The organism is Roseimarinus sediminis (genome assembly GCF_050433125.1).
GTDB classification, from domain to species: domain Bacteria; phylum Bacteroidota; class Bacteroidia; order Bacteroidales; family Prolixibacteraceae; genus Roseimarinus; species Roseimarinus sediminis.
On sequence record NZ_JBNPXV010000008.1, the window covers coordinates 59,429 to 74,521 of the forward strand.

Annotated in this window: 13 protein-coding genes; 9 read left to right on the forward strand and 4 right to left on the reverse strand. The window is 45.6% G+C overall.

Translation table 11 applies throughout. From position 1 onward, the window contains the following. Window positions 1-44: 44 nt before the first annotated feature. From FHS86_RS11770 to FHS86_RS11785, 4 genes are all read right to left on the reverse strand, one after another. Window positions 45-2,072, reverse strand: a complete 2,028-nt coding sequence (locus FHS86_RS11770) for a M13 family metallopeptidase (RefSeq protein ID WP_429413611.1) — start codon at window positions 2,070-2,072, stop codon at window positions 45-47. 378 nt (window positions 2,073-2,450) lie between these two features. Further along, on the reverse strand, window positions 2,451-3,683 hold the full coding sequence (locus FHS86_RS11775; protein ID WP_429413614.1) for an ammonium transporter: 1,233 nt from the start codon (window positions 3,681-3,683) through the stop codon (window positions 2,451-2,453). A 44-nt stretch (window positions 3,684-3,727) separates the two neighbouring features. Beyond that, complete coding sequence (locus FHS86_RS11780) at window positions 3,728-4,084, reverse strand: P-II family nitrogen regulator (RefSeq protein WP_429413617.1); 357 nt, start codon at window positions 4,082-4,084, stop codon at window positions 3,728-3,730. 40 nt (window positions 4,085-4,124) lie between these two features. Continuing rightward, window positions 4,125-4,748: a TorF family putative porin gene (locus FHS86_RS11785; RefSeq protein ID WP_429413620.1), complete on the reverse strand. Its 624-nt coding sequence runs from the start codon at window positions 4,746-4,748 to the stop codon at window positions 4,125-4,127. 518 nt (window positions 4,749-5,266) lie between these two features. Here FHS86_RS11785 and FHS86_RS11790 point away from each other — a divergent pair. The 9 genes from FHS86_RS11790 to FHS86_RS11830 all read left to right on the forward strand — a co-directional run bounded on the left by FHS86_RS11790 (window position 5,267) and on the right by FHS86_RS11830 (window position 15,072). Then, window positions 5,267-6,565 carry a phenylacetate--CoA ligase family protein gene (locus FHS86_RS11790; protein WP_429413623.1) on the forward strand — a complete coding sequence of 433 codons (1,299 nt, stop codon included), beginning with the start codon at window positions 5,267-5,269 and terminating at the stop codon, window positions 6,563-6,565. 74 nt (window positions 6,566-6,639) lie between these two features. Continuing rightward, window positions 6,640-7,065: an ACT domain-containing protein gene (locus FHS86_RS11795; RefSeq protein ID WP_429413626.1), complete on the forward strand. Its 426-nt coding sequence runs from the start codon at window positions 6,640-6,642 to the stop codon at window positions 7,063-7,065. A gap of 467 nt (window positions 7,066-7,532) precedes the next feature. After that, window positions 7,533-8,372, forward strand: a complete 840-nt coding sequence (locus FHS86_RS11800; RefSeq protein ID WP_429413629.1) for a prephenate dehydratase — start codon at window positions 7,533-7,535, stop codon at window positions 8,370-8,372. A 78-nt stretch (window positions 8,373-8,450) separates the two neighbouring features. Next, on the forward strand, window positions 8,451-9,770 hold the full coding sequence (locus FHS86_RS11805) for an aminotransferase class I/II-fold pyridoxal phosphate-dependent enzyme (protein ID WP_429413632.1): 1,320 nt from the start codon (window positions 8,451-8,453) through the stop codon (window positions 9,768-9,770). Between the two features lie 2 nt (window positions 9,771-9,772). Continuing rightward, window positions 9,773-10,000: a 4Fe-4S dicluster domain-containing protein gene (locus FHS86_RS11810; RefSeq protein WP_429413635.1), complete on the forward strand. Its 228-nt coding sequence runs from the start codon at window positions 9,773-9,775 to the stop codon at window positions 9,998-10,000. Between the two features lie 33 nt (window positions 10,001-10,033). After that, window positions 10,034-11,119: a 3-methyl-2-oxobutanoate dehydrogenase subunit VorB gene (locus FHS86_RS11815; RefSeq protein ID WP_429413638.1), complete on the forward strand. Its 1,086-nt coding sequence runs from the start codon at window positions 10,034-10,036 to the stop codon at window positions 11,117-11,119. Between the two features lie 3 nt (window positions 11,120-11,122). Beyond that, entirely contained in the window at window positions 11,123-11,941 is an 819-nt protein-coding gene (locus FHS86_RS11820) for a thiamine pyrophosphate-dependent enzyme (RefSeq protein WP_429413641.1), read from the forward strand. Between the two features lie 4 nt (window positions 11,942-11,945). Then, window positions 11,946-12,491, forward strand: a complete 546-nt coding sequence (locus FHS86_RS11825) for a 2-oxoacid:acceptor oxidoreductase family protein (RefSeq protein WP_429413644.1) — start codon at window positions 11,946-11,948, stop codon at window positions 12,489-12,491. Between the two features lie 175 nt (window positions 12,492-12,666). Then, a complete protein-coding gene (locus FHS86_RS11830; RefSeq protein ID WP_429413647.1) occupies window positions 12,667-15,072 on the forward strand; it encodes a T9SS type A sorting domain-containing protein in 2,406 nt (801 codons plus the stop codon). Window positions 15,073-15,093: the final 21 nt, after the last annotated feature.

Consider the following 15,093-nt stretch of genomic DNA (forward strand, 5'->3'; position numbering starts at 1 on the left):
CTGAATTTCTTCAGGCTCTTATAATTCATCTCTTTGTCAATATCTTACCAAATTACAGCACGCTCTTCGGGAGACAAATACATGTAATCTCCTTCGTTTACATCGAAAGCAGCATGAAACTCGGGCATGTTGCGCAGAGGCCCCAACACCCGGAAACGTCCCAGCGAGTGGACATCTTCCTTGGTAAGTCTCAGTAATTCCTTGTCGCGCACATTACTGGCCCATAAATGAGCATACGAAAGGAAAAAACGCTGTTCGGAAGTAAAGCCGTTAATAGCTTCTGTTTTCTTACCTGCATTGCGAAAAGCCTGCAAAGAAATATTCAAACCGCCCAGGTCGGCAATATTCTCACCCAGGGTGAGTTTACCGTCGGCCTTCACCGTGTCAAGTACGTTAAAATTGTTGTACTGCTCAACCAAAACCTGTGCCCGCTCATCGAAGCGCTGTCCGTCTTCGGCTGTCCACCAGTCGTTCAGGTTTCCGTCCTTGTCATATTTACGCCCCTGATCGTCGAAACCATGGGTGATTTCATGCCCGATTACCACACCAATGGCACCATAATTCACGGCATCGTCGGCATCGAGGTAGAAGAATGGCGGCTGAAGGATGGCGGCCGGGAAGGCAATTTCGTTCATCGACGGGCTATAATAAGCATTCACCATTTGTGGTGGCATGTACCATTCCGACTTGTCGACGGGTTGATTAATTTTACTTCGGCTGTAAGCAGCATTGAATGCCCGTGAGCGCATTACATTGGCCAGATAACTGTCGGTACCCACCTGCAGATCGGAATAGTCGCGCCACTTATCGGGGTAGCCAATTTTCACATTGATGGTCGCCAGTTTTTCGTGGGCTTTCTGTTTGGTATCGTCGCCCATCCATTCGAGCTGATCGATCCGCTCGCCCAGGGCGATGCGCAGGTTTTCAACAAGATTCACCATGCGTTCCTTGGCTTCGGGCGGGAAATAGCGCGCCACGTACAATTGACCGATTGCCTCACTGAGGGAGCTGCTGGTACGTCCCTGAACCCTCTTCCAGCGATCGCGGTTTTCTTCCTGGCCTTTCATCACTTTGCCATAGAAGTAGAAATCCTGATCGACAAAGTCGGTCGACAAATAAGAAGCTGCTGAATTGATGACATTCCAGCTCAAATAGGCCTTCCAGTCATCAAGCGCTACCTCATTCATCATGGCACTGATTTCTTTGAAGAAAACAGGCATACCAACATTAATTTCCTTTTGTCCGGGAAGATCCATGGCAGCGAAGAAGGCATTCCAGTCGAAATCGGGCGAGAGTTCAGTCAATGCCACCAAATCCATCTTGTTATAGGTTGCATGCGGATCGCGTCTTTCAAGGCGGGTCATCGAGGCTTTGGCCAGGCGGGTTTCAAGCGCCATTACCTTTTGGGCCTTGTTAGTCGCCTGCAGTTCATCGTCGCCGGCCAGCTGAAACATTTTACTCATGTGCACCACATATTCCTCACGAATTTCTTCCGACCGCTTGTCGTTACTCACATAATAATCGCGGTCGCTAAGCCCCAGACCGCCCTGATAGAGCTGAGCAATCACCCAGTCGCTGTTCTGTTTGTCGGCTGAGCCAAAAAATGAAAAGAGGGTTCCATTACCACTTTGGTGATAACGAATAATGAGTTCTTCTACCTCCTTGATCGTTTGCAGCGCTTCAATCTCGTTGAGATACGGCATCATGGGTGCGGCTCCGTCGGCTTCAATTTTTACCGTATCCATGCCCGTTTTGTAGAAATCGGCGATTTTCTGGCCAATTGAACCCGGCTCATGTTTCTCTGCAGCCACTTCGTCGAAGAGTGTTTGCAATTGCTTTTCTGCCTCGTCGCGAAGCTTATCGAAACTACCAAAGCGACTCTTGTCACCCGGAAGCGGATTCATTGCTTTCCAGCCACCGTTGGCATACTGGTCAAAGTCGTGTGCCGGATCAACCGACAGGTCCAGATTCGCGGGATCGATTCCCTTTGGCTCTTCTTTTGGATTACAGGCAGAAAAGAGAACTGCCGTTAAGATCATCATCATAAAAGATACAATGCTAATTTTCTTCATTTGTTGCTATCATTAAAGTTTTGCGGCAGATACAAAGCTGCCTAGTCGTGTAATTTCAGATTATCTGACACTAAAATTCAGAATAATTACAAAGATAGAAGAACAATTGTTCCCTGCTACTGCCAGATATCAGCTAAAAAAAACCATCCCGGGAATGCGGGATGGTCTGGAAACGGGAAAAAAGGGAAACACTTCATTTGGGATCTTCAGAAACCCTGTTAAGTGACATTTGGGATTTTACTTTCAGTATTTACAATCTTCCTTATCTTAAACTTATCTTAAAAAATGGTCATTGCCTATTGCCAACAAAGCATGCAAACTGGTCTCAAAACTAATCTCTCACTCACAACACGCAATAGCGCAATGACCCTAAACTTATTAGTTGTATGCCGATTCACCATGTTCGTAAACATCGAGTCCTTCTTCTTCGACCTTGCGTTCAACGCGAAGTACTTTCGCCTTTTTAAGGATGAAGAAAAGCAACAATCCGGCACCGAAGGCCCAAACAAAGAAGGCGAGCACACCAATGGCCTGAACTCCCAGTAAATGAGCTCCGTGTCCGTAGAACAGCCCCTCGGAAGTTGAGAACAAACCAACGGCAAGCGTTCCAAAGGCACCGCTTACACCGTGCACCGAGATGGCACCAACAGGATCGTCAACCTTCAATACTTTGTCGATAAATTCAACCGCAAAAGGTAAAATAATACCAGCCATGATACCAATCATGAGTGCTCCTGCGGGATTCACCGCATCGGTTCCGGCCGTAATGGCCACCAGGCCTGCCAGTGCGCCGTTTAGCGAAAGCGACAAGGTAGGACGTTTGTATCGGAACCAGGCAACCAGCATGGCAGTTACAGCACCTCCGGCAGCAGCCAGGTTGGTTGTTACAGCTATATGTCCCAGTGCTACTGCGTTGTCGGTACCGGCAGCAGCCAGCTGCGAACCGGGGTTAAAACCGAACCATCCAAACCAGAGGATGAATACACCCAAAGCACCCAGGAGCAGGTTGTGACCCGGAATTGCAGTTGGTTTACCATCTTTTCCATATTTACCGATTCGAGGCCCTATGATTGCAGCGCCAGCCAAACCGACCCAGGCACCCACACTGTGAACAATCGATGATCCGGCAAAATCGTGGAAGCCCAGTTCGCTCAACCAGCCACCACCCCAGGTCCAGTGACCCGATATCGGATAAATCAGCACCGTGATAACAATCGTGAAAATCAGATAGGCCTTGAATTCGGTACGCTCGGCCATGGCTCCTGAAACAATGGTAGCCGCTGTTGCTGCAAAAACAGTTTGGAAAAACAGGTCGGCGTAGTCGGAATAATTATCTCCAAAGCCGCTGCTCATAAAGAACAAATCGGGAGTTCCTATTAAACCGGCAATTGAATCACCATACATAAGGGTAAAACCAATTACCCAGTAGAGTATCGAACCGATGGAAAAGTCCATCAGGTTTTTCATCAGAATATTGGCAGTGTTTTTCGAGCGGGTGAATCCTGCTTCAACCATCGCAAATCCCGGCTGCATAAACATCACCAGGAAGGCGGCGATCAGCAACCACATGTTATCTATGCCTATTTGCAGGCCTTTTATAGTTTCTTCCATCATCTTAAATTTTAATCTGTTAAACTTTTAGAACTTGCCGGGTGCTACACTTCTTCATCTTTGATATAGAGTGATTCATCACCAAACTCCCCGGTCCTGATCCGGTAGGATTCCTCAATGTTGACTATGAAAATCTTTCCATCGCCAATTTCGCCGGTACGTGCTGACTTCATAATGGCCAACACCGTTTTTTCGACATTCTTATCACGAACAATGATGGACAACTTGGTCCGCTCAATGGTACTGGTATCGTATTTGATACCCCTGTAAATTCTTCCCTGACGGGCTTTACCAATTCCCCTTACATCCCAGAAGGAGAAAAAATCAATTCCGGCTTCGGCCAGTGCATCCTTGACCTCCTCGAATTTTGATTTTCTTATAATTGCTTCAATTTTTTTCATGTGTTTGAATTTTATGTTATTAACTAAGTGTCAATTTCCATTAAAGCGAAATCCCAACCACAATAAAGAAAGCCTCGGTTGAAGGATTGAGAATTACTGAGCCTGACACGGGCAGGGAAAAACTTTCGCTCAGCTTGATTTCTTTGCTGGTTCCCAAACCTACATTGCAAAGCATAAAGCCACCATCGGAGGTATATTGCCCATCGCCTGCACCTACAAATACATCAAGCGCTCCAAATGAATATCCGGCTTCGAGGTAGGTATCCGAAATTCCATCGCCAATCATATAAGCGCCAGTCAGGCTCAAACCACCGGTTTCAAAACTGATCGATGGTTCCAGAAAATGCATCGCACCATCGAAATACGGACCACCGAAATAATAGTCGGTCAGTGTGATGCCCAGACCAAAGTCAAAACTGTACGAGGCATACAAATCCATCTCATAGCCTTCATTGTCAGATACACAAACCGAACCCCATGCTCCAAGCGACAAACCACCGGTGGTATAATCAAGCCATGGCTGAACTGCCGGACCATTACCAAATTTGGCACCGCGCCACACATAGCTGCTGTAAAGGTCAACACCAGTACTCATTTGTGCTTTGGCATCGATCGATGCCAGCCCCAAAACAATCAAAACGATTAAAACGTAAAACTTTTTCATAACAGTAATTTTTCAGAGGTTACACTTCGTATTATTTATCTATTCTTTTTCCTTCTTTTTGATCTCAACCATTACGATTGTGATTATGGGTTCAAAAGTAGACTTAATTTCGATTAGCACAAATCCACGATGGGGGTCTATGCCTATTTTGATGCTATTTATGAAGTTTTACCCCTTTTTGTAATGGGGGTATTTATTGTTTTTATACTTTTTTTATACTTTTTAGTCACAACAAAAGGGGCACAACCAATGAATTGTGTGCTTTTTGGCTTACAAAATGACAGGAATGATGCAATTATGACTTTTTGTTTTAATTAAATGTTAAATTATAATTTTTACTTTTCTTTAAGCATTTTTTTAATCTTTTTGTCGTCTTTTTAGTTCTTCTTCTTTCTTTTTGACATCATCTACTGTAATGACAATTGTCAATGTTTTCATTTTTTAATTACTTTTACTCTTTCTCAAAAAACCATTGTATACTTGTTACATAAAGCAAAACCTTAGCACAAACAAACCTTATGATTTGGAACGAAAGCATTGAATGCATCTCAAGGGATAAAATGAACGCGCTTCAATCGGAGAGATTAATTGCCACTGTGAAGCGCATTTACCACAACATCCCATACTACCGGAAGAAAATGCAGGCACTTGGACTAACCCCCGACGCCATTCGAAGTGTACACGATTTACACAAGCTGCCATTTACCACCAAGGCCGACCTGCGCGACAGTTATCCCTTTGGTTCATTTACCGCTCCCATGAGCGAGATTGTGAGGGTACATGCCTCGTCGGGGACAACCGGACGCCCGACCGTGGTGGGCTACACCCGCAACGACATTGCCATGTGGAGTGAAAATGTAACCCGTGCATTATGCATGGCCGGAGTTCATCCTAACGACATGGTACAAGTAGCCTATGGATACGGCCTGTTCACCGGCGGCCTGGGAATCCATTACGGTACCGAAAACCTGGGGGCAACCGTGATTCCAATTTCAGGCGGAAATACCAAAAAGCAGATCCAACTGATGCAGGACTTTCGTTCATCGGTGCTGTGCTGCACACCTTCGTATGCACTTTATATTGCCGAAGTATTAAAAGAAATGCAGTTAAGCCCGTCGGATCTCAACTTACGAATCGGGATACTGGGAGCCGAGCCCTGGACCGAGAACATGCGCAAACAGATTGAAGAGCAATTGCAAATCAAAGCCATTGACATATACGGACTGAGCGAAATTGTAGGCCCCGGCGTTTCGTGCGAATGCGAATACCAGGCAGGCATGCACATCAACGAAGATCACTTCATTCCCGAAATCATCAATCCCGACACCCTTGAGCCGGTAGCTCACGGAGAAATTGGGGAACTTGTTTTTTCAACCATTACCAAGGAAGGAATTCCACTCCTTCGCTATCGCACCCGCGACCTTACACGCCTCATTTACGACCAATGCGAATGCGGACGAACCCTGGTACGCATGGAAAAATGCAAGGGACGCAGCGACGACATGCTCATCATCAGAGGCGTGAATGTTTTCCCCTCGCAAATCGAAAGCGTGTTGCTCGAAATGAGCGAAACCGAACCACACTACTTATTAATAATAGAAAGAGAAGGGACACTCGACACCCTGAAAATCCAGGTTGAAGTACAGGAACAGTTTTTTTCGGACGAAATAAGGGCACTTCAGCTCCTCACAAAAAAAATAAGAAACAACCTTGAAAGCACTTTGGGCATCTCTGTCAATGTGCAGCTGGTAGAACCTAAAACCATCGAACGCACGGCAGGCAAGGCCAAACGTGTGATCGACAACAGACAGATTTAGAACGGACCTTGTAAAAAAACACTGGCCAACATAAACCATCAGCGCTTAACAACAAGATCTTAAAACCAAAAGCTATGATCATAAAACAACTTTCAGTTTTCCTTGAGAACAAGTCAGGGCGCCTTAGTGAAGTATCCAGCCTGCTTGGCGAGGCCGGAATCAACATGACAGCCTTCAGCATCGCCGACACCAGCGATTTCGGAATACTCAGGGTAATGGTTTCGGAACCCGAAAAGGCAAAAGAAATTTTGAAGGCCAATCATTTCTCGGTAAGCCTAACCGAAGTAGTATGCCTCAAATGCCCCAACGAGCCGGGAGCACTTGCCCGTGCCCTCCGCATTCTTCGCGAAGAAGACATACAGATTGAGTACCTTTACGCCTTTTCTGTCGACAATTCGGCGAATATTGTAATCCGTCCGGCGAATGTTCAAAAATGCATCGACACACTCAATCATCATAAGCTGGAGCTAATAAAAGCCAGCGACTTATATCAACTATAGAGGCTTGAAAGACATACAAAAAAAGGCAAAACATTCAATTGTTTAACAAAAGTTTCTGTTTTCAATGCTTTTTTAACTATTTTTCGAACGGAAATTATGGATCATCAGGCTGATTGCCATCTGGGAAACAGCTTATAAGTAAATATTTAGAACGATTGGTTATGGCTCAAACAATGGGTTATTTGTTTTTTGCCTTTTTTATTGAATGATTCCGGGAGGAGTGATAACCAACTTGTTATATCTGTTCCCGGGCACCTGTCCGGGTTTTTTTTTGCCTGAATTACAATAAAAAACACTAACAATATCCAAAGATGACAAAAATGAAACGAGCCTTGTGGAATACATTTCGCACACAGACAAATGTTCCGTCAGCTGACGGATGGCGAGTTCCATACGGGTAGCCAGAAAATTCAATGAAAAAAAACCTTGATCCAACAGATAATTAGCAACTTAAGAAATATAAACATATGAAAAAAGTAGCCATACAAGGTGTTGCCGGTTCGTTTCATGAAGATGCCGCCCAACGCTATTTCTCAGGTGAAGCAATTGAAATCATCGAATGCCGTACCTTCAGAAAGGTATGCCAAATGGTCGACCAGGATCAGGTGGACATTGCCGTGATGGCCATCGAGAATGCCATTGCAGGCAGCCTGCTCGAAAATTATGGACTGATGCGTGATTATCACTTAAAAATCACAGGAGAAATTTTTCTTCACATTAAGATGAATCTGATGGTGCTCCCGGGTGTAAAAAAGGAAGACATTCAGGAAATCCACTCCCATCCAATCGCGCTAAAGCAATGCGCCGAATACATCGATGCCTCGTTTGGTGAGATTTCACTCGACGACAATTTTGACACTGCCGGTGCTGCAAAGAATCTTGTGAAGCATAATCTTCGAAATGTTGCTTCCATCGGAAATGAGCGCACAGCCGAGCTATACGGACTTGAAATTCTTGAAAAGAGCATTGAAACCAACAAACGGAATTACACCCGTTTCTTAATTCTGTCCAAGCACAGCACGCCCAGCGAAGAAGCCAACAAAGCTTCCATTTGCTTCGAAGTTGGTCATTTCCATGGTTCATTGGCCAGGGTGCTGAATATTTTTGCCGAAAACAAGATCAACCTCACTAAAATTCAGTCGGTTCCCATTATTGGCAAACCCGACGAGTATTCCTTTCATGTTGACATCGAATGGGAAAACATCGAAAAATACGAACATGCCATTCATAAAGTGCTGAAGAATGTTTCAAGTCTGACCATCTTTGGAGAATACATCAGGGGCGAGCGTAAAATTCATGATGCCTGATTATAAATATCACTGAAAGCTATCATATTTTGTCACTTTTAATTTTTTTATCTTTCAATACTTTTTTTACATCGTAAAATGAAAAATACACCGATACAGGCCAATATCGTAAAAGCGAAACTTGAAGCACTCAACATCACCGACATGAACAAGGCTTCGATCAGAGAAGTAGTCGAAGTAGTGAACATGATTGAGGCGGAAAGTGGTGAGCGTTATGTTCGTATGGAAATGGGCGTTCCCGGTCTGCCGGCTGCTCCCATTGGTGTCGAAGCTGAAATTGCTGCATTGAAAATCGGAGTCGCCTCAAAATACCCCAACATCAATGGCATTCCCGAATTAAAAAACGAAGCAGCCCGCTTTGTTAAAAACTTCATGAACATAGATGTTGCGCCGGCCCACTGCGTTCCTACATCGGGAGCCATGCAGGGAACTTATGCCCTTTTCAGGGTTGCCTCGGTGTGTGATCCGAAAAAAGATACTGCCCTGTTCATCGATCCCGGTTTCCCGGTACAAAAACAACAGTTGATGGTAATGGGCGCTCAGTTCGAATCGTTCGACGTATACAATTACCGGGGCGAAAAACTGAGGGCAAAGCTTGAAAGTTTCCTGAGCAAGGGCAACATTCACTCCATGATCTATTCCAATCCGAACAATCCAACCTGGGTATGTTTCACCGAAGAAGAACTGAAAATCATTGCAGAACTGGCCGATCGTTACGATGTCATCGTGATGGAAGATCTGGCCTACTTTGGAATGGACTTCAGAAAAGATCTGTCGAAACCTGGCCAGCCACCGTACCAGCCATCGGTTGCCAATTACACCGATAACTATGTGCTATTCATTTCGGCTTCGAAGATATTCTCTTATGCCGGTCAGCGCATTGCCATGGTTGTGATGTCGGATAAACTGTACCAGCGCAACTATCAGGCAGCCGAAGAACGTTTCAAGATCAAAGGTTTTGGCAATGCAGTCATCTACCGTGTACTGTATGCGCTTTCGTCGGGGGTTACCCACTCAACGCAATTCGCATTGGCCGCCATGCTCAAAGCAGCCAACGACGCCCGTTTCGATTTTGTGGAGACACTGAAGGAATATGGCGACCGGGCGCACAGCATGAAAACACTTTTTACCGATAACGGATTTAAAATACTATACGACAAGGACGTTGATCAGCTCATCGCCGATGGCTTTTATTTTACCATCAGCTACCCGGGAATGGATGCCGGAGAATTGCTTTACCGACTCATGTTTTATGGCATCAGCGCCATCACGCTTTTGAGTACCGGCAGCACCATGGAAGGCTTAAGAGCCTGCGTTGCCCCGGTTGGCAGAGAACAGTTTCCGGTGCTGAAGCAACGTCTTGAACAGTTTAACAATGATCATCAAAAAAACCAATAAACATGGCACACGTCAGAGGAGCTGTTGTGGTTGAAAATGAAGCATGCAAAGGATGTAACCTTTGTGTGGCTGCCTGTCCGCAGGAAGTACTTCAACTCAACAAAAATGTAAACAGTAAAGGTTATCACTATTCGTACATGGCCCATCCCGATGCCTGCACCGGATGCACCAACTGTGCAGTGGTATGTCCCGATAGCTGCATAAGCGTTTACCGAACCAAAGTTGCTTAAATAAGCATATTAAAAACCAAAAATCGAAATAGAATGGGAGACTTACGTTTAATGAAAGGTAACGAAGTAATTGCAGAAGCAGCCATCCGCTGTGGCTGTGATGCATATTTCGGCTACCCGATCACTCCCCAGTCGGAAGTGATGGAAACACTCATGCTCCGCCGCCCATGGGAAGAAACAGGCATGGTAGTATTGCAGGCCGAAAGTGAAGTGGCCTCCATCAACATGCTCTTCGGGGGTGCTTCGGCTGGTAAAAAAGTAATGACTTCATCTTCGAGCCCCGGGATCAGTCTCATGGCCGAAGGTATTTCCTATATTGCAGGTGCCGAACTTCCGGCCCTCATCGTGAACGTTCAACGGGGTGGCCCCGGACTGGGAACGATTCAACCCTCGCAGGCCGACTATTTTCAGGCTACAAAAGGCGGAGGACATGGTGACTATCGGTTGATTGTTCTGGCTCCGGCATCGGTGCAGGAAATGAACGATTTTGTCGATCTGGGTTTTGAGCTGGCTTTCAAATACCGCAACCCGGCCATGATTCTTACCGATGGAGTGATCGGACAAATGATGGAAAAAGTTGAGCTCAGCGAATATAAACCACGTTGGACCAACGAAGAAGTTGAAAACAAAAACGGACACTGGGCGGCAACCGGCAAGAAGAGCCACCGTGAACGCCACATACTCACCTCGCTCGAGCTGCAATCGGAGAAGCAGGAAGCACATAATATCAAACTTCAGGCTAAGTACCGCAAAATGGAAGAAGAAGAGGTAAGGTATGAGCTCTTCGACTGCGATGATGCTGAATATGTAATTGTTGCCTTTGGCGTTTCGTCGCGCATAGCACAAAAGGCGGTAAGCCTGCTAAGGAATCAGGGAATCAAAGCCGGGCTCTTGCGCCCCATTACCCTCTACCCTTACCCTACAAAAATTATCGAAGAGCTGGCTGGCCGCGTCAAAGGTTTTCTTTCGGTTGAAATGAATGCCGGACAAATGGTTGAAGACATCAGGCTGGCTGTAAACGGACGCGTGCCTGTTAGCCACTATGGACGCATGGGGGGCATTATTGCCACTCCGGCCGAAGTGGTCGATGCAGTTAAAAACCAATTAATCGGAGGATAAATCATGGCAGAAACACTGAAAATAGAGGATATCATCCAGGATCAAAACAAGGTTTACGGCAAATCGAAAATCATGACCGACGTTCCCATGCACTATTGCTACGGTTGTAGTCATGGCGTAGTTCACAAACTGATTGCCGAAGTGATTGAGGAAATGGATATCCAGGGCGAAGTAGTAGGCGTCACTCCGGTTGGCTGTTCGGTATTGGCTTACAACTATCTCGACATCGACTGGATGCAGGCAGCCCACGGACGTGCACCGGCAGTGGCCACCGGCTACAAAAGGGTGAATCCCGAAAAATATGTATTTGCCTATCAGGGCGACGGCGACCTGGCTGCCATCGGAACCGCCGAAACCATGCATGCCGTTAACCGGGGTGAAAACATTGTAATGATATTCATCAATAATGGCATTTATGGAATGACCGGCGGACAAATGGCTCCAACCACCATGCTGGGCCAGGAAACTTCGACCTGCCCCTTTGGAAGGGATGTTGACCTGAATGGCTACCCGTTAAAAATCACTGAGCTACTGGCACAGCTCCCTGGTTCAGCCTATGTTACCCGACAGAGTGTACACACCCCGGGCAATGTGCGCAAATGCAAAAAAGCCATCCGTAAGGCATTCGAAAATTCAGCCAAAGGCATCGGAACCTCATTTGTCGAAGTGGTTTCAACCTGTAACTCAGGATGGAAGTTAACCCCCGAACAATCGAACCACTGGATGGAAGAAAACATGTTCCCCTTCTATCCACTTGGAACACTTAAGGACGGTGAACGTGACCAGCCTGATCAATACCTTGTGCAAAAACTAAAAAAGTAAAACCATGACGGAAGAAATAATCATAGCAGGTTTTGGCGGACAGGGCGTTTTGTCGATGGGCAAGATTCTGGCCTATTCAGGCATCATGCAAAACCAGGAAGTCTCATGGTTCCCTTCGTACGGACCCGAGATGCGCGGTGGAACAGCCAATGTAACCGTTATTCTGAGTGACGAACGTATTTCGTCGCCGGTATTAAACAATTACGACACAGCCATCATCCTCAACCAGCAATCGCTCGACAAATTCGAGCAAAGCATCAAGCCCGGCGGCACGCTGATTTTCGATCCCAACGGAATCGTACACGAGCCCACACGAAGCGACATTAAAATTTACAAGATCGAAGCTACAAGACTGGCTGCCGAGAAAGGACAAGCAAAAATATTTAACATGATCGTATTGGGTGCTTTCCTGAAAGCCAAGCCGATTGTTCAAATCGAAAATGTAAAGAAAGGACTTGAAAAGTCATTGCCCGAAAGGCACCACCATCTGATTCCAATGAACATTGAAGCATTGAAATACGGTGAAGAGGCCATGGTTGATTTAAATTGAAACAACAAATAAATCAGATTTGCATAAGGTGCGTGGCTTTTGTCATGCACCTTTTTTTACAAAAATAAGCTTTATAACATAATTCATCTTCATCTAAGCAAAACAGTTTCGTCGTAAATTGCTCACCACAAGAGGTTAATTATCCATCAATTTTATCAACTAACACTTTACGGGGATGAAAACAATAAGCTTATGTTTGCTGGCACTGCTCATATGCAGTGTTGGTTTTGCACAGGGTGTGGTAAAGTCGGCTGCACCAATTAAAAATGAAAAACTGACACCATCACTCCCTCCGGAGCCTTCAGGGCTGAAGGAACATCTATATAAAAGCAGCCATTCAGCCACCGACGACCCTGAACCCAGTGAATGGCATGTAGGCGGCCCGACGCTCAGTCATTTTCACAACCTGCAGGATGCCATTAACTCTGAAGAGGTAAAATATGGCGACATCATATACATTTACACCAATCATGTTGCCAACGGCTATCCTGTTGAAGGCATCTACATTTATAAAGATCTTGAGATCGTTGGCATAACCGACAATGAATTCGTTGCCCTTAATGGCGGCGCTAACAAACTTTCATCCGACCGACGCTGTGTTACCATTGCACAAGGGGTAAAGGTTACCATGCGGAATATCTCCATGTGCAACGGGAATGCCAGTGATGGAGAATATGGCATGGGCGGTGCAATTTACAACAACGGCCACCTGATTCTCGACGATGTCTTCATCTATAGCAACTTATCGAACTATGGCGGAGGCGCCATACACAATGCCGGCATACTGGAAGTAAGCAACAGTTTCTTTAACACCAATGACTCTTATCTGGGCGGAGCCATCTCCAACTCGGGCACCATGAAGCTCGACAACATTATTTTTTCTTACTGCAGGGCAAGCGGATTTGGTGGAGCCATTTATACCTTCGAAACCGGTAGTGAAGAGATCAGCAATTCACGCTTTGAACATTGTTCGGCTGAAAGTTCAGCAGGCGTTCATTATAACTGGGGCTACCCCGTTTACAAGAATTGCAGAATATGGGACAACAAAGCCATCAACTACCTGGGTGGAACCATTGTAAACGAAGGTCAGATGAATATCTCAGCTTGTGTCTTTTATGATAATACAGCAGAAACACTGGGTGGTGCCATTTCGAATTCGGGCATCCTGTTTGTCGATCACAGCGCATTCTATAACAACAGGTGCAATCAGTACCAGGGCGGTGCAATCGCTAATTTCGCAAACATGTACCTATACAGGGTAACAGCCTCGGGCAATTCAGGTTATGGGGCCATTGGCAATTCAGCCTTTTATGATGATACAGAAAAAAATGCCAATGCCTATCTGATAAACTGTACCGTTACAAACAACACCAATCCCGATTGCTCGGGCATCAGCCTTCACGAGGAAACAGGATCATCCTATCTGTCATTGGTCAATTCAATAGTGGCCAACAACAAAGGAGGTGGCTACGATATTGAACAATACAATGCCTATTTGTCAACCGATGGATGCAATATTCTTGGTAGCAGTGATTCCTCCTACCTTTTTATGGTAAGCGACATGCCGGGCATCGATCCCCAACTTGATGAATTAAGCATTACCGGCCTGGAAGTTCCTTTCCACCAGCCGCTGCCTCACAGTCCGGCCATCAATGCCATTGCCAATGAAACCAGGAATGCTGAACAAGCCACCGGTGATCCCTATTTCTTTAACAGCCCAATTAGCCCCAATGGACTTTACGACATCGGGGCTTATGAAACGAATGAAAGTCAGATGAATTCGGCCGTATGGTCAATATGGGAAAATTACAACCCCGGTACCAGCATCCCCTACAATGTAAGTATTCCCTGGGAAACTGATCTCATCTGGCACCCGGCAGTCAACAACCTGCACATAGGAACAGAGGGTATTCTGCATGTTACAGAAGCACTTGAACTAGAAGGAAAACTTTTCTACAATGGAAAAGCCAGCAGCCTTGTATTGTATGAAGGTATCGAATTTAAACAGCATGAGAATTACCTTGTTGTTCCTGAAATCGCATCGCTTGATTGCCAAACCGGCGATGATGAAAACTTCACCCTCACCATTGAAACACACAGCCACGGGCTGGCCTTTAATGCAACCTTTGAATATGGGAAAAGCAGTGCCGATTACGATCTCCGACAATACAACGACACCATTCGTTTGGAAGAAAAAATAGATGGTAACATCCTGCGCACCTACACCTATCATTTTAAGGCGCCCGGCCTGATCGATGGTTACTACAGAATTCGTTTAACAGGCGAACAGTTTACTTTTGTCACTGCGCCGCGCAGGGCCACCAACAAATCAGATTTTGATGAAAAGCTGTATACGATGGGCATCAAAATTTTAAGCACCAACAACACCTTACGCATTGAAAACAGGAAGAACGAAATAAGAGCATTTCGCTTAATCAACATGGGCGGACAATGTGTTTTCACCTGTGAACCGGCAAGCCAGCAACAACTTATCGAAAAGCACAACCTGGTATCAGGTTGGTATATTGCAACAGTGAAAACAACAAAAGGCGACTATGTTTCGAAGGTATTGATCAAATAAAATTCAATTTGGAGAAAGCGC

Coding starts and splice junctions, on each gene's coding strand:
- FHS86_RS11770 (WP_429413611.1), bottom strand. CDS start 2,072: ATGAAGAAAATTAGCATTGTATCTTTTATGATGATGATCTTAACGGCA.
- FHS86_RS11775 (WP_429413614.1), bottom strand. CDS start 3,683: ATGGAAGAAACTATAAAAGGCCTGCAAATAGGCATAGATAACATGTGG.
- FHS86_RS11780 (WP_429413617.1), bottom strand. CDS start 4,084: ATGAAAAAAATTGAAGCAATTATAAGAAAATCAAAATTCGAGGAGGTC.
- FHS86_RS11785 (WP_429413620.1), bottom strand. CDS start 4,748: ATGAAAAAGTTTTACGTTTTAATCGTTTTGATTGTTTTGGGGCTGGCA.
- FHS86_RS11790 (WP_429413623.1), top strand. CDS start 5,267: ATGATTTGGAACGAAAGCATTGAATGCATCTCAAGGGATAAAATGAAC.
- FHS86_RS11795 (WP_429413626.1), top strand. CDS start 6,640: ATGATCATAAAACAACTTTCAGTTTTCCTTGAGAACAAGTCAGGGCGC.
- FHS86_RS11800 (WP_429413629.1), top strand. CDS start 7,533: ATGAAAAAAGTAGCCATACAAGGTGTTGCCGGTTCGTTTCATGAAGAT.
- FHS86_RS11805 (WP_429413632.1), top strand. CDS start 8,451: ATGAAAAATACACCGATACAGGCCAATATCGTAAAAGCGAAACTTGAA.
- FHS86_RS11810 (WP_429413635.1), top strand. CDS start 9,773: ATGGCACACGTCAGAGGAGCTGTTGTGGTTGAAAATGAAGCATGCAAA.
- FHS86_RS11815 (WP_429413638.1), top strand. CDS start 10,034: ATGGGAGACTTACGTTTAATGAAAGGTAACGAAGTAATTGCAGAAGCA.
- FHS86_RS11820 (WP_429413641.1), top strand. CDS start 11,123: ATGGCAGAAACACTGAAAATAGAGGATATCATCCAGGATCAAAACAAG.
- FHS86_RS11825 (WP_429413644.1), top strand. CDS start 11,946: ATGACGGAAGAAATAATCATAGCAGGTTTTGGCGGACAGGGCGTTTTG.
- FHS86_RS11830 (WP_429413647.1), top strand. CDS start 12,667: ATGAAAACAATAAGCTTATGTTTGCTGGCACTGCTCATATGCAGTGTT.